General features: G+C 40.3%; 19 protein-coding genes. 3 read left to right on the top strand and 16 right to left on the bottom strand.

Features of this window, described 5'->3' with window-relative positions:
* Window positions 1-151: 151 nt before the first annotated feature.
* From GZ996_RS08995 to truA, 3 genes are read right to left on the bottom strand one after another with little or no spacing between them, the layout of a single operon-like run.
* Entirely contained in the window at window positions 152-622 is a 471-nt protein-coding gene (locus GZ996_RS08995) for an ECF transporter S component (protein ID WP_162011880.1), read from the bottom strand.
* The gene (locus tag GZ996_RS08990) at window positions 609-1,373 is read right to left on the bottom strand and encodes a bifunctional hydroxymethylpyrimidine kinase/phosphomethylpyrimidine kinase (RefSeq protein WP_162011879.1); all 765 of its coding nucleotides are present in this window, start codon (window positions 1,371-1,373) and stop codon (window positions 609-611) included. The genes GZ996_RS08995 and GZ996_RS08990 overlap by 14 nt, the downstream gene beginning before the upstream one ends.
* Complete coding sequence (gene truA, locus GZ996_RS08985) at window positions 1,363-2,112, bottom strand: tRNA pseudouridine(38-40) synthase TruA (RefSeq protein WP_156806578.1); 750 nt, start codon at window positions 2,110-2,112, stop codon at window positions 1,363-1,365. Before truA ends, GZ996_RS08990 begins: the two co-directional genes overlap by 11 nt.
* A gap of 167 nt (window positions 2,113-2,279) precedes the next feature.
* Here truA and pdxR point away from each other — a divergent pair, with 167 nt between their 5' ends.
* Both pdxR and GZ996_RS08975 read left to right on the top strand, forming a co-directional pair.
* Window positions 2,280-3,680 carry a MocR-like pyridoxine biosynthesis transcription factor PdxR gene (pdxR, locus tag GZ996_RS08980; RefSeq protein WP_161980158.1) on the top strand — a complete coding sequence of 467 codons (1,401 nt, stop codon included), beginning with the start codon at window positions 2,280-2,282 and terminating at the stop codon, window positions 3,678-3,680.
* Window positions 3,681-4,348: 668 nt separating this feature from the next.
* Complete coding sequence (locus GZ996_RS08975; RefSeq protein ID WP_162011878.1) at window positions 4,349-4,552, top strand: hypothetical protein; 204 nt, start codon at window positions 4,349-4,351, stop codon at window positions 4,550-4,552.
* 182 nt (window positions 4,553-4,734) lie between these two features.
* On the opposite strand, the gene GZ996_RS08970 is transcribed toward GZ996_RS08975, so the two are convergent.
* The 9 genes from GZ996_RS08970 to GZ996_RS08930 all read right to left on the bottom strand — a co-directional run bounded on the left by GZ996_RS08970 (window position 4,735) and on the right by GZ996_RS08930 (window position 14,515).
* Complete coding sequence (locus GZ996_RS08970) at window positions 4,735-5,406, bottom strand: amino acid ABC transporter permease (protein WP_156806581.1); 672 nt, start codon at window positions 5,404-5,406, stop codon at window positions 4,735-4,737.
* 217 nt (window positions 5,407-5,623) lie between these two features.
* Window positions 5,624-6,484, bottom strand: coding sequence for a transporter substrate-binding domain-containing protein (locus GZ996_RS08965; RefSeq protein ID WP_156806582.1), 861 nt, complete (start codon window positions 6,482-6,484; stop codon window positions 5,624-5,626).
* 99 nt (window positions 6,485-6,583) lie between these two features.
* A complete protein-coding gene (locus GZ996_RS08960; protein ID WP_162011877.1) occupies window positions 6,584-8,029 on the bottom strand; it encodes an amidase in 1,446 nt (481 codons plus the stop codon).
* Between the two features lie 186 nt (window positions 8,030-8,215).
* Complete coding sequence (gene dnaJ / locus GZ996_RS08955; RefSeq protein ID WP_156806584.1) at window positions 8,216-9,352, bottom strand: molecular chaperone DnaJ; 1,137 nt, start codon at window positions 9,350-9,352, stop codon at window positions 8,216-8,218.
* A gap of 371 nt (window positions 9,353-9,723) precedes the next feature.
* Window positions 9,724-10,113 carry a VOC family protein gene (locus GZ996_RS08950; protein WP_162011876.1) on the bottom strand — a complete coding sequence of 130 codons (390 nt, stop codon included), beginning with the start codon at window positions 10,111-10,113 and terminating at the stop codon, window positions 9,724-9,726.
* Between the two features lie 73 nt (window positions 10,114-10,186).
* Window positions 10,187-12,010 carry a molecular chaperone DnaK gene (gene dnaK / locus GZ996_RS08945; protein WP_161980154.1) on the bottom strand — a complete coding sequence of 608 codons (1,824 nt, stop codon included), beginning with the start codon at window positions 12,008-12,010 and terminating at the stop codon, window positions 10,187-10,189.
* A gap of 515 nt (window positions 12,011-12,525) precedes the next feature.
* Window positions 12,526-13,089, bottom strand: coding sequence for a nucleotide exchange factor GrpE (grpE, locus tag GZ996_RS08940; protein WP_202922615.1), 564 nt, complete (start codon window positions 13,087-13,089; stop codon window positions 12,526-12,528).
* 2 nt (window positions 13,090-13,091) lie between these two features.
* Complete coding sequence (hrcA, locus tag GZ996_RS08935; protein WP_161980152.1) at window positions 13,092-14,126, bottom strand: heat-inducible transcriptional repressor HrcA; 1,035 nt, start codon at window positions 14,124-14,126, stop codon at window positions 13,092-13,094.
* A 209-nt stretch (window positions 14,127-14,335) separates the two neighbouring features.
* A complete protein-coding gene (locus GZ996_RS08930; RefSeq protein WP_162011875.1) occupies window positions 14,336-14,515 on the bottom strand; it encodes a hypothetical protein in 180 nt (59 codons plus the stop codon).
* Between the two features lie 147 nt (window positions 14,516-14,662).
* Here GZ996_RS08930 and GZ996_RS11740 point away from each other — a divergent pair, with 147 nt between their 5' ends.
* The gene (locus GZ996_RS11740) at window positions 14,663-14,902 is read left to right on the top strand and encodes a hypothetical protein (protein ID WP_202913565.1); all 240 of its coding nucleotides are present in this window, start codon (window positions 14,663-14,665) and stop codon (window positions 14,900-14,902) included.
* A gap of 179 nt (window positions 14,903-15,081) precedes the next feature.
* Here the strand turns inward: GZ996_RS11740 and GZ996_RS08920 are convergent, their stop codons facing one another.
* The 4 genes from GZ996_RS08920 to nmlR all read right to left on the bottom strand — a co-directional run bounded on the left by GZ996_RS08920 (window position 15,082) and on the right by nmlR (window position 18,574).
* Window positions 15,082-15,777: a histidine phosphatase family protein gene (locus tag GZ996_RS08920; RefSeq protein WP_162011874.1), complete on the bottom strand. Its 696-nt coding sequence runs from the start codon at window positions 15,775-15,777 to the stop codon at window positions 15,082-15,084.
* Window positions 15,778-16,075: 298 nt separating this feature from the next.
* Window positions 16,076-17,122: a zinc-binding dehydrogenase gene (locus tag GZ996_RS08915; protein ID WP_162011873.1), complete on the bottom strand. Its 1,047-nt coding sequence runs from the start codon at window positions 17,120-17,122 to the stop codon at window positions 16,076-16,078.
* Between the two features lie 67 nt (window positions 17,123-17,189).
* Window positions 17,190-18,182 (bottom strand): aldo/keto reductase, encoded by a 993-nt coding sequence (locus GZ996_RS08910; protein ID WP_162011872.1) that lies wholly within the window; start codon window positions 18,180-18,182, stop codon window positions 17,190-17,192.
* Window positions 18,183-18,193: 11 nt separating this feature from the next.
* The gene (gene nmlR, locus GZ996_RS08905; RefSeq protein WP_161980147.1) at window positions 18,194-18,574 is read right to left on the bottom strand and encodes a stress response transcriptional regulator NmlR; all 381 of its coding nucleotides are present in this window, start codon (window positions 18,572-18,574) and stop codon (window positions 18,194-18,196) included.
* Window positions 18,575-18,849 lie beyond the last annotated feature (275 nt).

Raw genomic sequence — 18,849 nt, 5'->3', positions numbered from 1 at the left:
CAATAATGGCTAACATTTCTGCACTGCTATTTCCCTAATCAAACCAGTCCCCCATCCACAGAATCAATACTGGCTAGATTTAATCGTCAACCGGTCAATGGTGTCACAGACAAAGTCTCACATCTATCTTTCTAATACTTGTAAATCTAGTTTATTTTCTTCTTTCCACGCGCTGAAACGCTAGATAGAGTAAATAACCAGCCCCCATACCAAAGAAATTCTGTAGCACATTACCTAAAATACCTGCCACAGCAGCTCCCCATCCATAACCTAAAAGTAGGGCTGCTACTACATACCAACCAATCATAGCCACGCTTGCTAAAACCACGCCAGGCAGGCGTTTTTTCCCAGTCCAACCTGCAAAGAAACCTTGCGCACCATGGGCAATCAGACTGTGAATCATATACTGCGGATATCCCAACAACAAATCAATCAAAAAGCCTGACAGACCGCCGACTACAATACCAGCTTTATCACCCAAGTAAAAAGCAGTAAAATAAATCCCCGCATCGAGCAAGGTCAAAAAACCTGTCGGAGTTGGTATGTGAATATAGGCTAGTACCACGCTAAGCGCCGTCAACACAGCCAGAAGTGTTAACTCGCTTGTCTTAGTTTGTTTCATACTGAATCACTCCATAATCGTCAGATTTTTGAATCGCCGCATGCACAAATGCTTTAGCATCACGAACAGCTTCCTGAGCTGACTTATCAGCAACTAAATAGCTGGCAATAGAGGAAGCAAAGGTACAACCTGCACCAATATTATTACTATTAAGAACAGGGCTTTCAAAAACAATAAGCTCGTTACCATCATAGAAGACATCCATCGCAACAACTCTATCTAAACGACTTCCACCTTTAATCACCACATATTTAGCACCAAGTTCATACAATTTCTTAGCCGCTGTCTTCATATCGTTAAGCGTTTCGATTTTGCTTTGGGTCAATAGCTCAGCTTCTACCAAATTTGGTGTGATAATGGTCACATAAGGGAAAAATTTGAGAAGTTCGTCACGCAAAGCTGAGACCTCAACATCGTGACTTTCCTTGCAGACCAAGACCGGATCTAAAACTACCGGAATATCTGCACGAGCCTTTACAAAATCCAATGCCTGCTCTGCTATTTCCACATTAGGTAACAATCCTAGTTTAATCCCTGCAAAAGGAATATCCTTGAGGGAAGCCAATTGATGTGCAAAGATATTTGGGTCTGTACCAAAAACTTCAAAACCATTCTCAGTTATAGCAGTCAGACATGTCAAGGCAACAAAGCCATGTAAACCATTAACGGTATAAGTGGTCAAGTCAGCATGCAAGCCACCACCACTAAAAATATCGTTCCCTGAAATGGCTAAAATGTATTTACTCTTCATAACTAATTTCCTTTAGATAAAGACCATTACCTGCAGCTGTTGGCCCTGCTAGCTTGCGGTCTTGTGATTCTAAAACTGTTTTTATCTGACTTATTGGCATGCGTCCATTTCCGATTTTAAGAAGGGTGCCCACCATATTCCGAACTTGCTTGTACAGAAACCCATTGCCTGAGAAAGTAAAGATAAGAAAGCCTGTATGGATATCCCTTTCTACTTTAGCTTCCGTAATGGTACGAACCTTGTTTTGCACGCTGGTGCCAGAGGCAGTAAATCCTGTAAAATCATGCCTTCCTACCAAGTCTTTGATAGCTTCTTGCATCAGAGCCAAATCCACTGGATAGGGATAATGAGTGGCATAGCGTCTCATCATAGGATTTTTGGGACGACCAGTATCTACAAGAAATTCGTAGGTCTTGCTATGTTTATTGTAGCGAGCATGAAAATCATCTGAAACCATTGAAATCTCAACAATATCAATATCATCTGGACACTGGGTATCTAAGCCAAAGCGCAGCTTTTCCACATCACGCGCATGAGGCAAATCAAAATGAATAACCTGACCATAGGCATGAACACCTGCATCTGTCCGCCCCGCACCGTGAATGGTCACTGGGACACCACTATTAAGTCTTTGTAGAGTCTTTTCAATTTCCTCTTGGACGCTCCGCGCATGAGGCTGACGCTGAAAACCTGAAAAATCGCTACCATCGTATGAAATAATTGCTTTATATCTTGTCATGACTAGCATTATAGCAAGAAAATAAGCCTCATGCAAATAAGATAAGTATTCCTAAAAGTAGCACAACATAACAGTTTTAATAAAAATTAATAGACTTATTCTAACAAAAATTGATATGATATAAATAATCATTTTAGTCTTTTTTTTAAATATCAAAAGGAGTACCTATGCTGACCTACAACCTCACCCCACATCACTCTGAACCACTCTATCAACAACTCTATCTTGCACTAAAAAATGATATTACTTCAGTCAAGCTCCTGGGGCATGAAAAGTTACCTTCCAAGCGTAAATTGGCTAAACATCTAGGGGTATCCGTCACAACCGTTGATACTGCCTATCAACAATTAATTGCCGAGGGGTACCTTTACAGTAAACCTAATAGCGGTTTCTTTATCTCTGATATTCAGCACCTTCTAACATCAACTGATACTCCAATCAGACCAGTTTTCCACAAAACTACCAGTCCAGTTATGGATAACACCTTACTTGTCCCTGCTAAACCCTACCAGCACCAGCAGGATTTCCCCTTTAGCGTCTGGAGTAAATTGCTTAAACAGGTACTCAATCAAGAGTCCCATAAACTACTGGAGCCCGCACCAAGCGGAGGGGTTCTAGAGCTGAAAGAAGCTATTGCTCAGCACCTATATGACTTTCGTGGCATGCTCGTCTCTTCTGAACAGATTATCATTGGAGCAGGTACCGAATACCTATACTCCCTCATCAGTCAACTTTTTGGCTCTAAGCATCACATCGCCATTGAAGACCCATCATACAGCCGTATTGCTAAAGTTTACAATTCCCATCAGATTCCCCTCTCTCATCTCCCCATTATTCCCAGTGGCATCGATCTGGCAGATTTGGAACATAGCAGAGCTGATATTTTACACCTCTCACCTTCTCATCAGTTTCCCACAGGTCAGGTTTTACCTGTGAATAAACGGTATCAATTATTGGGGTGGGCTAGCCAAGCTGACAATCGTTACATCATCGAAGATGACTATGACAGTGAGTTTCGATTTAAGCACCGTCCTATTCCCAGCCTCAAAGAAATTGACCAATCTAACAAGGTTATCTACATGAACACCTTTAGCCGAAGCCTATTGACTACACTCCGCATTGCCTACATGATTTTACCGCCAAAATTATTAACAGACTTTCACGATAAACTAGGATTTTACTCCCCAACCGTCTCCAATTTGGAACAGTATACCTTGGCACGCTTTATCTCACAAGGTTATTTTGAAAGACACCTAAATCGCATGCGCTTGAAATATCAGAAAAAACTTGATTGTTGTCACCAAACCATCAAAAAAAGCCCTCTTAAAGACAAGATTGTCATCAAAGAGGACCACTCGGGTTTACACTTTATTTTGGCTATAGCAACAGAACTAGACGAAAATGTGCTAATTGACAACTGTCATCACTATGGTATTCTATTGAGCCCATTGAGTGAATTTGCTCACAACAAAACCTCTGTTCCTGAAAATCACTTCGTTATTCAGTACGCCAATATGACTTCGGAAGAGTTTGGGCGTTTAGTGACTATTTTGGAAAAAGTTTTGTAACCAATCATGTTGTCTTGTATTCCCAAAATCAAATCATTCAAGCACTCAAAAGATTTAATAAACCTTTCAAAATAATGGTGACACCATCCACAGTGAGCCTTCCACTAAATTTACTCCCAGCTTATAAGGCAGCTCACACTCTTCTGTCAAATGATCGTACAATTAGCCTTCTTTTTCACCTCAAATACAACTTGATTAACACGATATTCTCAAAAGTTTCTTAACGAATATTAACGACATAAAGATAAGGTAAAGATTACACCAAAGTTGCTAGAGTAGTATTTACGCAATAGACACTATTCGTTATGAGACTCGGCAAAAGTCTAAAAATAGTAAATAGCTTAGAGTAACATCGTCAAAAACATTGATTCTAAGCTATTTTATTTTGTCCAATTTTCAATAGTTTTTGCCCTTCCTCTAAGAAAAACACTATCATAAGCACAAAAGCGTACCAGAACCATTTCACTAAAAAGGCAATCGTATTACTAGAAAACTGCCTTGACATGCTTCGTTGGAAGAGCTCTAGCTATTACTGAAGCAAAGGAAATACTGTACGATCTCTTCTCACTCCGTTAATGAAGCAAAACAAAACTCTATCCCCCCTGCAAGACCTTAGCTTTAGATATATTGACAATGGTAAAAATTTTAGCTGAAGTTCACAATGGTTTATGGGTGTATTAAAAAATGAATATGACCGTTCTAAACCTTCTGGTAATAAACTAGATAAAGTCGCTTTTTATCAGAAAATCAATGATAATTTGAAGAATGATTTAAACTTGAACTTTATTCTAACCAAAACAGAATACTATCAAGTCTTCAAAGACATTTATCCTAATGGAGCTTTACTGATATCTAGAAGTTCTAGTCGCTAAATAGCATAAAAACAGTTCTCATTTTCTCAACCAAATGACTAAGGAAAGGATTTGAGACATGATAAAAACAACTTTTCGATAATTGAAAAGCTGTTTTTATTTGTGCCATGAAAAACTTCTCACTTCTAAACGAAATGTGTTCAGAGTCAAATACCACTCGCTTAGAAAGTTTATTTCAACAGTTAATAAGTCTGCAGTCTCTTTTCCCAAATCCCTTGTCCAAAAGCATAAAGGGTACAAATAATCCAGTAAAGCAAGGCGACACAAATATAAACTGTCATGTAATCAGATTTAGCTCCACCAACATGCTTAGCCATATTGAACATCTCATCAACCGTAATCATAGCTGCTAACGAAGTACTTTTCACCATATCTAACAAGACATTACTAAGCGGTGGTAAGGCGATACGAAAGGCCTGGGGAATGATGATTTTTCTGTAAATAACTGGCGTTTTCAAACCAAGGGACCTCGCCGCCTCCCACTGGCCATTATCAACAGCTTTCAAAGATGATCGGATAATTTCTGAAATATAAGCACTCGACATTGATGTAAAGGCAATGATGGTAGAAGTGATAGCGTCCAATTGAATCCCCATAAACGGTAGACCGAAATAGATAAAGAAAAGCAGTACCATGAGGGGAATGCCGCGCATCAGCGACACATGAAGTGCAGCCAACCAACGTAAAGGGGCGAGATCCGACATACGCATCAATGCTACGAAAAAGCCACATATCGTCCCTAGACCAAAACCAATCAAGGACAAGGCTAGCGTAAAAGGAAGGCCTTCTAAAATCTTAGGAATCGCTTCAAGAGCTAATTTAGGATCAAAAATAGCTTGCCAATTGATAAACATTGTAACCCTTTCTATTCAAAGAGGTTGGGATACATTTCCCTGGCCTCTAAAAAACTATCATTATCTTTCGTCTTTTACGAAATTCCCACCTACGCAGTAAGAAGAAATGTTTTAACTAGGCACTCAACCCCCCCTCATGCTAATATTGCGACCAATCTTAGATGATCGCCCCCTTGGTAATAAGTTTTAACATTAATTAGTTAAATGATAGACAATATTAGTCAATATCAACAACAGGTAGTTTATCGGCTCCTTCTGCTGGTTTTGTTAAATCTTGACCAGCATAGTGAGTCTCAGAGATTGATTTAAGCGTGCCATCTTCTTTCATTTCTTTGATAACCTTGTCAAGTTCTTTTTTAAGACTGTCGTCTTTTTTACTCATTACGATAACAGATTCATTAGGATTGTACTTCACATTTCCCATTTTAACTTTGATATCTGGGAATTTTTCCGTAATCACTTTTACTGCGATGACTTGAGTGTAATAATCATTTGGAATAAAATCTGTACGACCTGTTGACACATCACGAAGATACACATCGTTGGTTACGTTATCATAAATAACTGGATCTGCACCTTGTTTTTCAGCAATTTTCATGAACGTCGTTCCAGCACCACCACCTGCTCTTTTCCCTTTCCAATCTGAAAGGTCTTCAGCAGTAATGTTTGATGAGCCATCTTCACGGACAATCATCCCACTCACTGAGTATTTGTAAGCTTCAGAAAGATTGTATTTTTCACGACGTTCTGCTGTCGGATTAAGGTTATTGACCGAGATGTCCACCTTCCCTGAATCAACTGATGTCAAAGCTTCCGCAACACCAATTTCTTGGTATTCAATTTTGAGATCCAAACGTTTCCCAATTTCATTCATCATGTCAACTTCATAACCAACAAGATTCCCATTATCATCACGATATGATGTTGGAAAAAGCGTTCCTGGGGTTGCTACTTTTAAAACACCATCTTCTTTGATTTGCTCCCATTGTGTTTGACTTGCTTTTTCACCACTTGTTGAACAAGCTGTCAATACTAAGGCAGAAAGCAGGGCGGCTGACGTCAATAACTTTTTAAACATGTGTTTTCTCCTATTCATAGCTGATCTTCGGCGACCAACTTCCTAACTTTATCACAATCACTTTGGCTAGACAACTAATTGAACCTGAAAATGAGGTGTTTACATTTTCAGAAAATGATTGGACTCAATCTGTTCTGCTAAAGCTAGCAAAAGATCTTCTCGTCCTTTAGCTGCTGTGAATTGTACGCCAATTGGATATCCTTCTGCTGTTTCATAAGTTGGTAAACTGATGGAAGGCTGTCCTGTCAAATTAGCCAATTGCGTAAAAGGTGTCCAAGCCAGACTATGCTCAAACATTTTCCAAATCAAATCTTGCTGATCTGAGAGAGAAAAGTCACTCATCTGCCTTAAATCCTGCTTCAAACCTTCTGAAAGATCGAATTGACCGTGTTTCGGGGCTATATGAGCTACTGTTGGTGTCAACAAAAGGTCATAACGTTGGTGGAACTCAGCCATCACCGCACTATAACGATCCCAGTCTTGCAGCACTTTCGAATACCTTTTAGCCGGAATCATTTGACCGCTTTGGTAAATGGCCCAAGTCATCAATTCCATATCATCCAAAGTCATTTTGCGATTCAAATGATGCTCAATCTCGTCAAACATTTGAGCTGTTTCAACACTGTTCATGACATAATAAGATTTCATAACTTCGATGCCATCAAGTGGATCTTGGTCGATAGCGACAAGTTGATGCCCTAATGCTTTTAAGGCCTCAACAGTTTGAAGCACCGCTTCCTGAGCTTCCTTAGAAACTGGACTACCGATTGGTGAGTCAAGACGGTAAGCAATGGTTAGAGGCTCTGCTATGTTTCCAAAAAGTGCCTCAGCAGATAAGGTCGGCAAAGGAAAAGGACTCTCTAGCTGACAGACCTGCATACCATAGAGAAGAGCTCTGGTATCACGGACAGACTTAGTGAGGGCAAAATGACTAGAGGCTCCTTGCCAGCCTCGATAAGAAGACGGGCCAACTGGCAAACGCCCTCGGCTTGGTTTAAGTCCAATAAGCCCATTAAAACTTGCTGGAATACGAATGGAACCACCGCCATCAGATGCTCCCGCAATTGGTACCATACCAGAAGCAACCGCGGCGGCTGCACCTCCTGACGATCCACCCGCATTACGAGTAAGGTCTTTAGGAAGACTCACCGGACCATGTAACTGGCTATCTGAAATGTTTTTAAAGCCAAATTCAGGGGTGTTTGTTCGACCTAGGACGATAAAACCTAGCTCTTCCATTCTTTTAGTGTAGTTATCGGTCTGATAAGAACGATAATTTGCAAATAATTTTGAACCTGATGTTGCTAGTTGCCCCACTTGGTTTTGCCCTAAATCCTTAAGTAAGATAGGTACACCTGCAAAGGGAGCATCTAGCACCAAAAGACGTTCAGCCTTTGCTAACGCTTCTTCAAACTGTTCTGACACGACGGCGTTGAGTTTGGGATTAAGGGTCCGAATCGTCTCAATACTAGTTTCAACAACCTCTTTAACAGAAACTGTCCTATCTTTTATGGCTTGAGCGATTGCAGTTGCATCTTTCCACATAAGCATCTCCTTTTCTATACCCTTGTAGCCTACCATGAATACCTAAAATCAGCAAGTAAAGCGGTTTTAATAGACTAAAAGCAGCTAGCGTAATGCCAACTGCCTTTATAATAGCGTAAGCTTAAGTTTTCTATCCTTAACTGTTTTTTGTAGTCAAGGAACTATTGTTTCAGATTCCTTCTAGTCTTACAATTCTTCAAAAGCGTCTTTTACCTTGTCAAAGAAGCCTTTTTTCTTAGGATGAACATCATCCATGCCACTTGCTGCCGCAAAAGCTTTAAGAGCCTCTTTTTGGGCATCGTTTAATTTTGTTGGGGTAACAATATTAACCGTAACGTGTTGGTCACCTTGACCATTTCCACGTAATTGCGGAGCTCCCTTACCACGAAGACGGAAAGTTTTACCTGTCTGAGTACCCGCTGGGATAGTCATTTCCACATTACCATGAACCGTTGGAACTTCAACGGTATCTCCTAGCGCTGCTTGAACAAAATTAATATTCAACTCGTAGTAAATCGTTGTGCCTTCACGCTCAAATTTGTCACTCTTACGAACACTAATCATAACAAAGAGATCTCCGTAAGGACCACCATTGAAACCAGCCTCACCTTGGCCTGACAAACGAATTTGTTGCCCTGTTTCAACACCTGCTGGAATCTTAACAGAAACCTTGTGAGCGCGTTTTTCATGACCAGAACCATGACAAATTTGGCACGGATCTTTGATTTCTTTTCCACGACCATGGCAGACATCACAAGTCACTTGACGACGCATCATACCAAGTGGTGTTTGCGTATCCACATTGATCACTCCTTGACCATGACAACGACTACAAGTTACAGGACTTGTTCCTGGTTTGCAGCCATTACCACCACAGGTGTTACACTCTGATTCACGTTGATAGCTCACTTCTTTTTCCGTTCCAAAAATAGCTTCTTCAAACGTTAAATCAATACGGTATTGAAGGTCATCACCTTGACGAGGGGCATTAGGATTGCGCATCCCTCCGCCTCCTCCAAAGAATGAAGAGAAGATATCTTCAAAACCACCGAAACCACCAGCACCTCCGAAACCTTCAAAACCACCGCTACCGAAGCCTCCATTAGCCCCAGCAGGACCATATTGGTCATAAGCCGCACGTTTTTGTTCATCACTCAATGTTTCATAAGCTTCCTGTACATCCTTGTACTTTTGCTCAGCACCAGCCTCCTTATTGATGTCTGGATGGTATTTCTTTGACATCTTACGATAAGCTTTTTTAATTTCGTCTTGCGAAGCGTTTTTAGAAACGCCCAGACGATCGTAATACTCTGTATTGTTCATAATTTATGATACAAAGGCGTTAAGAAAACCGTATGAAAATAGGAAACTGACGTAGTGTGTCAAACACACCAGGAAGTTTATCTTTTCACTAGGTTTTTAGCCTGTGTTCGAATAAACGAACTTGTATTCCTTTCTATTGATTTACTATGAGAAAACAGAAAATCCTGATTTTTTAGACGATTTATCTTTTTCACACAGCTTTTAGGGCGGGTTCAATTCCTTTCATCATGATATTAAGCCATTAAACGACTCACAGAAATTTAGGAAAATCGACGCAGGTGACGAAACACCTAAGAGATTGTATCTTTTCCCTAGCACGTTATGCTATTAGGAAACTTTTTACGATTACTGCCATCCGCTAGAAGTAGATATCATTCTTGATTAGCCACGATTTCAATTTTTATCTGATTAGGGTCTTCTAAAAATAAGGCAAAATAATTTTCTCCACCAGCGTAAGGGTAGGCATCCTCATACAAAAATGTGACTCCCTTATCAGCTAAGGTCATTCTCAATCGTTCAATATCCTGTGGAGCCCCACCAGAAAAAGCCATGTGATTTAGACCAACTTGCTTTCGATGGTAGGAAAAACTAGCAAATTTGTCTTCAACTTGAACAAAAACGAGGTAATGTTGGTCATCCTTATAAGAAAATCCCTCACGCCACTCTTGATAAAGAACGTATCCTAATTTCGGTAACAACAAATCGTAAAATTGACGAGACTTAACCAGGTCATCAACGTAGATTTCAATATGATGTAACATGTCTCTTTTACCTAAAAACAGAGGCTGGGATTCAACCTCTGAGTTTTCAATTTTTTATTTTCAGTTATGAGAGTTATTTTTCTGTAAACTCTCCATCAACGACATCATCACCTGCGTTGTCAGTTGATTGAGCACCTTCTTCGCCACCTGCTGCTTGTTGTGCTGCGGCAGCTTGTTCATACATTTTCACTGCAAGAGCTTGTGCTTTTTCGTTAAGCGCTTCAAGTTTCGCTTTCATGTCATCAAGATTGTTAGCTTCTTGCGCTGCTTTCAATTCGTCAAGAGCTGCTTGAGCGGCATCACGTTCTGCGTCGAGGCCTTTGCCTTCAGTTTCTTTAATCGTTTTCTCAGTTGCAAAGATAGCTTGGTCAACTTCGTTACGAAGATCAACTTCTTCTTTGCGTTTTGCATCTGCTTCTGCGTTAGCTTCCGCATCTTTCATCATGCGTTCGATTTCTTCCTCAGAAAGACCGTCGTTAGATTTGATAACGATATGTTGTTCTTTTTGTGTGCCAAGATCTTTTGCCTTAACAGATACGATACCATTCTTATCAATATCGAAAGTTACTTCGATTTGCGGGATACCACGAGGCGCTGCAGGGATGTCTGTCAATTGGAAACGTCCAAGAGTCTTGTTGTCTGCTGCCATTGGTCGCTCACCTTGTAGAACGTGAATATCAACAGCTGGTTGATTGTCTGCTGCAGTTGAGAAGACTTGTGATTTAGAAGTTGGGATTGTTGTGTTACGGTCGATAAGTTTTGTAAACACACCACCCATAGTTTCGATACCAAGTGACAATGGTGTTACATCAAGAAGAACAACGTCTTTAACATCACCAGTAATCACACCACCTTGAATAGCAGCACCCATAGCAACTACTTCGTCAGGGTTAACTGATTTATTTGGTTCTTTACCAGTTTCAGCTTTAACAGCTTCAACAACAGCTGGGATACGAGTTGAACCACCAACAAGGATAACTTCGTCGATTTCTGACAAGCTCAAACCTGCATCTGAAAGAGCTTGACGAACAGGAACTTTTGTACGTTCTACAAGATCACGGGTAAGGTCATCAAATTTTGCACGAGACAAGCTCATTTCCAAGTGAAGAGGACCAGCAGCGCCAGCAGTGATGAATGGCAAGCTGATTTGTGTTTGGGTCACACCTGAAAGGTCTTTTTTCGCTTTTTCAGCCGCATCTTTCAAACGTTGAAGTGCCATCTTGTCTGCTGACAAGTCAATGCCATTTTCTTTCTTGAATTCTTCTACTAAGAAATCAATAATTTTTTGGTCGAAGTCGTCACCACCAAGTTTGTTATCACCCGCAGTTGCCAATACATCGAAAACACCGTCACCTAATTCAAGGATTGAAACGTCAAATGTACCACCACCAAGGTCAAATACCAAGATTTTTTCGTCTTTATCAGTTTTGTCCATACCGTAAGCAAGAGCTGCCGCAGTTGGTTCGTTGACAATACGTTCTACTTCAAGACCTGCAATTTTACCAGCATCTTTAGTTGCTTGACGTTGCGCATCGTTGAAGTAAGCAGGAACAGTGATAACGGCCTTAGTCACTTTTTCACCAAGGTAGTCTTCAGCATAACCTTTAAGGTATTGAAGAATCATTGCTGAGATTTCTTGTGGTGTGTATTCTTTCCCATTAGCAGAAACTTTTTCAGACGTTCCCATTTTTGATTTGATTGAGATTACTGTATCTGGGTTTGTTACTGCTTGGCGTTTAGCAGCATCACCAACGATGATTTCACCATTTTTGAATGATACTACTGAAGGTGTTGTACGGTTACCTTCTGGGTTTGCGATGATTTTTGATTCAGTTCCTTCAAGAACCGCAACTGCTGAGTTTGTTGTACCTAAGTCAATACCGATAATTTTAGACATAATATAAGATACCAAGAACGCCGAGAAAGCGACAAGAATTTTAGGAAATCAACGATGTGGGCTTGCACACAAGGTGATTTATCTAAATTCCGAGCTTTCCGTTCGGGTTCAATTCCTTTCAAATTTATAAACTATTTTATTTTTTTTGACATTTTTCTTAGGTGATGGGGACGGCAGCGACCTCCTACGGAGTTCCATGCCTAAATCTTGAACCCAAGGTTTCAAAATTTCCTTGCCAGATAACAATCCTTGTTATCTGACTATCACCATGGCAAAAAATATCGTATTGCTTACTTCGTTCGCTTCATTGCTGACACGCCTGAAATAGCAATCTTATTCCTTATTTTCATAGTTTATCGTCATTTCGGACATGATTCATTTTATTGATTAGCTACCATCACTGGTTGATTACGACATGAGATAGCAAAATCGATACCATTTTGCTAGCGAGAGCCTAATAAGTGCCCCATGATTGCCGTATAATGATGAGGCGTTTTAATGCTCATCATTATTGATTAGTTATACACCACTACCATAGCAGGTCTCAGCAAGCGCTCATGCAATTTGTAGCCTTTTTGGAAGACTTCTGCGATAGTATCTGCTGGGTGGTCATCATCTGCTGGTAGAGTTTGGACTGCCATGTGGAAGTTGGGGTCAAAGGTTTCAATAGTGACTTCCTCAACCCCTTCTTCTTTAAGGGCTTGAATCAAGCTATCACGCGTCATCTCAAGACCTTTTTTCACATCGTCTGTCAAGCCTTCAACAGCTAACGCACGCTCTAGGTTATCTAAACTTGGCAAGATTTTTTTAGCTAAATCTTGTGAGCGATAACGTTGTAAGGTTTGGCGTTCTTCGTTAGCGCGGCGCTGAATATTTTGCATTTCAGCATGTGCGCGCAAGAACTTATTTTCAAACTCATCTGCTCGCTCATTGGCTAACTCAAGTTCAGATTTTTCAGGAACTTCTGGCGTTTCTTCAACAACTTCTTCCGTTGCTGCCACTTCCTCTTCCTTTAGTTCTTCATTTTTTACTTCTTCTGACACCTTATGCCTCCTTAATTTCTTAATAAATCTCTTCATGTTCAATGCACTTCGTAGTGATTACTATTGAGATAGCGGTAATAGTCCGTCAATTTTGCGACCATTACACGGCTGATAATATTGATCAGACTAACAACCCTACGGTAATCCATCTCGACAGGACCAATTAAGCTCATCAGCGCCATTCCTCGATAAGGGATCAGAAACTGGTGTCTAATCACCGTCAACTCTGACAGAGCTGGCTCTTGACTTTCAGCTACTTGAACTATCGTTATTTTATCTTGAGAAATAGCAGAGCGTAATTCTAGGGCCACCCTCTGTTCATTGTCCAAGAACTGATAAGTTGATAGATTAGAATAAGCTAGCGCAGCTATTTTTCCTTCAATAAAGACAGTCTCTTGGAAAAGATGGCTAAAGATGTAATCAAATAACGACAAGACATTATCAGTAGTCTTAAAATACTTTTGAACCACTTGAGGAATCTCAGTCCTCAATTTATAATGAATATCCAGCACCGCTTTTCCCACAAAGCGCTCATCTATAAGAGCCTTAAGGATTACCAAATCGTTAATCAAGAAGTTCTTAGGAATCGCAAACTGTACCGTTACTGGTTTTGATTCATCTAAGGTCAACACCGCTAGGGCATCATGGCTGGACAATTGAACGATATCAAACCCCGTCAGCTTCTGACGCGTTGGCTCCACATCCTGAACGATGGCTGTGTAACCTGTCATATCAGACAACAGCTTACTCGCCACACCTAGAATGTCATCCAGTTTGAAAGCCTCAAAATCAAAAGTCTTAATCACTTGATAAACGTCCTGTTCATCAATACTATCAAGGTTCAGCGAATGGGTCACAAAATATTGAAAACCTGCTCGACTTGGTAAACGACCGCTTGACGTGTGCGCTTTTTCAAGAAAACCTAACTTTTCAAGCTTTGCCATATCATTTCGAATGGTAGCAGAGCTTGAAGAAATCAATTCCTGTAAAGCCTTTGAACCAACTGGTTCATGCGTTTGGGTGAACATCTGAACAATCAAATTCAAAATGTCATTCTGACGTTCCGTTATCATAAGAGCCGTCACCTTCCTTTATCTTAGCACTCTATATATCCGAGTGCTAGCTTATGATTCTATTATACTCTTTTTTATCCCCTTGTCAACAAAATTAGCACTCTTTTTACAAGAGTGCTAAAAATCAGTCTGAGGACCTAGTAACTTCTTGGTTAAGGATTTCTAGACCTAACAATATAAAGATTTGTTCCATTTTCCACCGCTACACATCATCTATGAAAGAATACATCTGGTGAAATAGCTGCTGATTGAGCCACAGTAGAAGCTTCTATGATTCTATCTCTAGCAGCGTCAGACGTTCCATTATCTGAGTACGCTGGATTTCCTGCTGGAATAAAAATATAAGCAGGGTCTCCATAAAGATTAAATTCTCCTGTCTTTAAGGTCAATAATGGTAATTCTGTATTTTTAGAAAACGGTGATACTTCAAATGGTAGTTGAAATATTTACTAATACTGAACTTGAGATTTATGTCCGTATCATCAACCATTGCCCACTTGAATCGGTGAAACATATGGCCTAAGCAACCGCTCTTTATGTATGAACAAAGTACCAATGCAGACACTCATATTCGTATTTTAAACAACTTAACTATAACTGCTAAATATTTTTCTGAGCTTGGTTATTATGCCAAGGCTGATGAAATTATTAAAAAAGTAAAGGATTTACAAACATTTGAAAGAGGGTACTTATCAACAGCTCTTATGTTTCTAGAGGTAGAACACATCTATGATCAATTTCGCTGGAATAAGCCTGAGGCCATCCCTTTTGGCTAAAAATCTTTTTCAATTCCTTGAAAGCGCAAAGTTTATTGATACCAACTATTATTCAAACTCTATCAGAGCATTCACTTATAGACTTAACAAAACAGGTAAAGAACTATTCTAAGATTTCTTATTAAACAAAACCGCTAGACGTTCATTACGCCTAGCGGTTTTGTTATAGATATATATCTTCAAATCGAGTGTGCTTCTTGGGCAATCAACTCTGCCCCTTTTTCACGATAAGACAAATCTCCAATTGTATCAATGGTAAACTTACCATCATCAAAAGTCACTTGGGTAACGCTACCATTAGCAATATATGTCGTTTTTTCATAATTTGGATCAATCAATGACAAAAACGTTCCAATGGTCATGCCGTGGCTAACAATGAGAACATCACCACCACCACCTGCTTCTATTTGTTGAGCAATGCTGGTAAAACCATTGATAATACGACCACTAAGTTGCTCCCAAGTCTCTGCCCAACCAGCAGTATCAGCTTCATAGATACCATTAGCCATTTCCTTGTAGCTCAATTCCTTATGAGAACGATTAAAGATACGGGGCAAGATGCCATGGAATAAATCAACATCATAACCACCATCCATGCTACCAAAACACCACTCACGAATGCGTTTATCTCTTGTGTGAGGAAGGCGTGGCCGCTTCATCTCCTCCAAGATAATATCTAGGGTAAGGATTGTACGCCCTAAGTCGCTCGTATAAGCTGATTGAAACTCAATCTCCGCCTCACGCAGACCACGCCCAAGTTCACGGATACCTCTTTCACCTTCTTCAGTTAAAGGAGTATCAGACCACCCTTGTGCTCTTCCAATCGTATTAAACATGGTCTTCCCATGTCGTGCAATAAATAATCGTGTTGCCATCCTTCTATCCATTAGAATAGTGAAATCTTAAATGATTTTTAGAAATCAAGGATAATCGTGAACTAGGCGCCAAGGTCCCTCATCATTCTAAAACACTATTCTGTTCAGTATCTAAACTGAACACCCTTCCTTCTATAGTACTACTCTAGTTTACCATATCTTGGACATAATGGAAAAATAAATCAAATGCATATAGGCATTTTTGACCATAAACTGGGACTGATCCTCGCCATATAAGAAAAAGACCAAGTCCCGTGGGAAATTGAACTTGGTTTATCTATACCGTAAGAAATAATTGTTACTCTGCTATCACTAGCATTGATTTAATGGCTTTGCGGTCTGCCATATCTTGGTAGGCTTGATTAACATCAGCAAGGTCATAAGTGTTTGTAAAGACTTTACCTGGATTGATGTCTCCATCTAAAACAGCTTTAAGAAGCACACCTTTGACATAAGTTGTCACTGAGGCTGAACCACCACCAAAGGAAATATTTTGTGCAAAGGTTGATCCGATTGCACGATTATTGTAGTGAGGAACTCCAACGTATCCCACACGACCACCGTTATGAAGCACACCTAAGGCTTGCTCGATAGAAGCTTCTGTTCCAACACATTCTAAAGCTGCGTCAGCACCACCGCCTAAGATTTCACGTACCTTGGCAATCCCTTCTGTACCCCGTTCTGCTACGACAGCCGTAGCTCCTAACTCAAGTGCCAATTGTTGACGGTCTTCATGCCGACTCATCATAATAATCTGAGAAGCTCCGCGCATTTTTGCCGCAATAACTGCACACTGACCAACGGCACCATCTCCGATAACGACCACTTTGTCCCCTTTTTCAACTTGTGCTACGCGCGCAGCATGGTAACCTGTCGGCATGACGTCAGCAAGGGTCAACAGTGATTTCAACATGCCTTCAGAGTAATCAGATGGTTGCCCAGGAACCTTGATAAGGGCCCAGTTTCCGTAGTGGAAACGTAGATACTCAGCTTGGAAACCGCCACCCCAGTTGGTTGGGGCTGGGTGATTATCACAAGTCCCATCAAAACCAGCACGGCAGGCATCACAGTGGCCACAACCATGTGTGAAAGGTGCAATGACAAAATCACCAGGTTTAACCGTGGTAATGTCTGGTCCGACTTCTTCGACAATGGCTAGCGCTTCGTGACCTGAATTATTGGTGTGATTCTCACGCGCATCTCCGTGTGAATAAGACCAAAGGTCTGATCCACAAACACAGGCACGAACAATTTTTAAAATCACATCATCACTGGCTTGAATTGTTGGCTTTGCAACTTCTTCAATAATCATAGAACCAGCTTTTTCAAAAATAGCAGTTTTCATTCTTCCCCTTTTCTAAAATCATTTAAACATTATACCATCTCATCTTATCATTGGCCCAACAAAAAAATCACAAAGCCCCCATAATGCGGTGAGGAACATACAATTCATCTAGGTAAGCAACATCATCTGTAGTCAAAGTGATATCAAAGGCACCCATAAAGTCGTCCAGATAAGCTTCTTTTGTCACTCCTAAAATCGGTGAGTGCATTCCCTTAGTCCAGAGCCAAGCTAGGGCGATTTGTGAGCGAGAAACACCATATTTTTCTGATAATTCTGCCACTCGTGCTACGATTAAGCGGTCCTGCTCCTCAGTGCTGTCATATTTGGCTTTTGCCGTGGTATCTGTCGCACTACGAGCTGTATCGGCCGTCCAGTCTCTGACAATTCTTCCAGCAGCTAATGGACTATACGGAGCCAACCCTACTCCATAATCTTGACAGAAAGGAATCATTTCACGTTCGTCCTCACGGTAGAGCATATTGTAGTGATTTTGCATGACAGAAAATGGCGTCCAACCATTTTTTTCTGCCACATATTGCGCTTTTTGGAATTGCCAAGCATACATAGCAGAAGCTCCCAAATAACGCACTTTACCACTTCTTACCAAGTCATTAAGGGCTGACATGGTTTCTTCAATCGGTGTGTTGTAATCCCAACGGTGGATATAGAGAATGTCAATGTAATCTGTTCCCAAGCGTTTTAAACTACGTTCTACCTGATGGAAAATGGCCTTGCGAGACAGACCGTGTTGATTTGGTTTTTGTTCACCATTTGGTAGGTCGCTGAAAAAACACTTGGTAGCAATAACCACATCTTCACGCTTGGCAAAATCCTTAAGAGCTCGTCCTAAAATTTCTTCACTGGTACCAGCTGCATAGGTATTTGCTGTATCAAAGAAATTGATTCCCAAATCCAAGGCTTTTTTAATAATGCTTCTACTTTTTTCTTCATCTAAGAGCCAACCCGAATGAAAGCCCATGCTTGCATCTCCGAAGCTCATACAACCAAGGCAAATTTTTGACACTTCTAATCCAGTATTTCCAAGTTTTGTGTATTCCATCATATGGTCCCCTATTCTTCAAATAATTCTTGCTCGTGAGGTAGGATATTCTGTTTATAATTCTCAATCTTGTACTGCAAACGATCACGAGCTTGTGTTAACTCCGATAAGCGTTGGTCAATATCATCTAATTGCTCAGATAATAGTGCAATACGAGCTGGTATGGTATGGTCCCCTTGATTTAATAATTGAATGTACTCAATCAGAGGTTCCACTCCTACACCAGCATTACGATAACAGCGGACAAATTCCAACAATTGAATTTCACGATTTGTAAAATCACGGATTCCTGACGCATTTCTCGTTACAGGAGGAATCAAACCAATCCTCTCGTAGTAACGAATGGTATCTGCGGAAATTCCTGTCAATTCACTAACTTTTTTGATATTCATGACCGCCTCCTTTCACCTTATCCTTATTATAAATCTTAGAGTACACTCCAAGTCAAGTAAAAATTAAAGGCGAACTTAAAAATGTCTCGCCTTATTTTCTTCCTTAAGATATTATTGAGGTCCCTGTCTCATTTTCAGTAAGGACAAAATGATATACTCCCCTTATAGTGGACAGTGAAAAAACAAAAATTCACTAGAAACTAAAAGGGGAGTTTTCGTATGTCAAAAAGAAGTCCAAAATCAGTAGAAGAAAAACTAGAGATTGTTAACTTGTA

This window comes from Streptococcus sp. S784/96/1 (assembly GCF_902729355.1).
Classification (GTDB): domain Bacteria; phylum Bacillota; class Bacilli; order Lactobacillales; family Streptococcaceae; genus Streptococcus; species Streptococcus caledonicus.
This window is presented reverse-complemented; position numbering and strand designations above follow the sequence as displayed.

What these genes read in the sequence shown, in the direction of transcription:
- GZ996_RS11740 (WP_202913565.1), top strand. Translation starts at nt 14,663, where the DNA reads ATGTATGAACAAAGTACCAATGCAGACACTCATATTCGTATTTTAAAC.
- GZ996_RS08920 (WP_162011874.1), bottom strand. Translation starts at nt 15,777, where the DNA reads ATGGCAACACGATTATTTATTGCACGACATGGGAAGACCATGTTTAAT.
- pdxR (WP_161980158.1), top strand. Translation starts at nt 2,280, where the DNA reads ATGCTGACCTACAACCTCACCCCACATCACTCTGAACCACTCTATCAA.
- GZ996_RS08910 (WP_162011872.1), bottom strand. Translation starts at nt 18,182, where the DNA reads ATGGAATACACAAAACTTGGAAATACTGGATTAGAAGTGTCAAAAATT.
- dnaJ (WP_156806584.1), bottom strand. Translation starts at nt 9,352, where the DNA reads ATGAACAATACAGAGTATTACGATCGTCTGGGCGTTTCTAAAAACGCT.
- truA (WP_156806578.1), bottom strand. Translation starts at nt 2,112, where the DNA reads ATGACAAGATATAAAGCAATTATTTCATACGATGGTAGCGATTTTTCA.
- GZ996_RS08915 (WP_162011873.1), bottom strand. Translation starts at nt 17,122, where the DNA reads ATGAAAACTGCTATTTTTGAAAAAGCTGGTTCTATGATTATTGAAGAA.
- nmlR (WP_161980147.1), bottom strand. Translation starts at nt 18,574, where the DNA reads ATGAATATCAAAAAAGTTAGTGAATTGACAGGAATTTCCGCAGATACC.
- GZ996_RS08960 (WP_162011877.1), bottom strand. Translation starts at nt 8,029, where the DNA reads ATGTGGAAAGATGCAACTGCAATCGCTCAAGCCATAAAAGATAGGACA.
- GZ996_RS08990 (WP_162011879.1), bottom strand. Translation starts at nt 1,373, where the DNA reads ATGAAGAGTAAATACATTTTAGCCATTTCAGGGAACGATATTTTTAGT.
- hrcA (WP_161980152.1), bottom strand. Translation starts at nt 14,126, where the DNA reads ATGATAACGGAACGTCAGAATGACATTTTGAATTTGATTGTTCAGATG.
- GZ996_RS08950 (WP_162011876.1), bottom strand. Translation starts at nt 10,113, where the DNA reads ATGTTACATCATATTGAAATCTACGTTGATGACCTGGTTAAGTCTCGT.
- grpE (WP_202922615.1), bottom strand. Translation starts at nt 13,089, where the DNA reads ATGAAGAGATTTATTAAGAAATTAAGGAGGCATAAGGTGTCAGAAGAA.
- GZ996_RS08995 (WP_162011880.1), bottom strand. Translation starts at nt 622, where the DNA reads ATGAAACAAACTAAGACAAGCGAGTTAACACTTCTGGCTGTGTTGACG.
- GZ996_RS08970 (WP_156806581.1), bottom strand. Translation starts at nt 5,406, where the DNA reads ATGTTTATCAATTGGCAAGCTATTTTTGATCCTAAATTAGCTCTTGAA.
- GZ996_RS08965 (WP_156806582.1), bottom strand. Translation starts at nt 6,484, where the DNA reads ATGTTTAAAAAGTTATTGACGTCAGCCGCCCTGCTTTCTGCCTTAGTA.
- dnaK (WP_161980154.1), bottom strand. Translation starts at nt 12,010, where the DNA reads ATGTCTAAAATTATCGGTATTGACTTAGGTACAACAAACTCAGCAGTT.
- GZ996_RS08975 (WP_162011878.1), top strand. Translation starts at nt 4,349, where the DNA reads ATGGGTGTATTAAAAAATGAATATGACCGTTCTAAACCTTCTGGTAAT.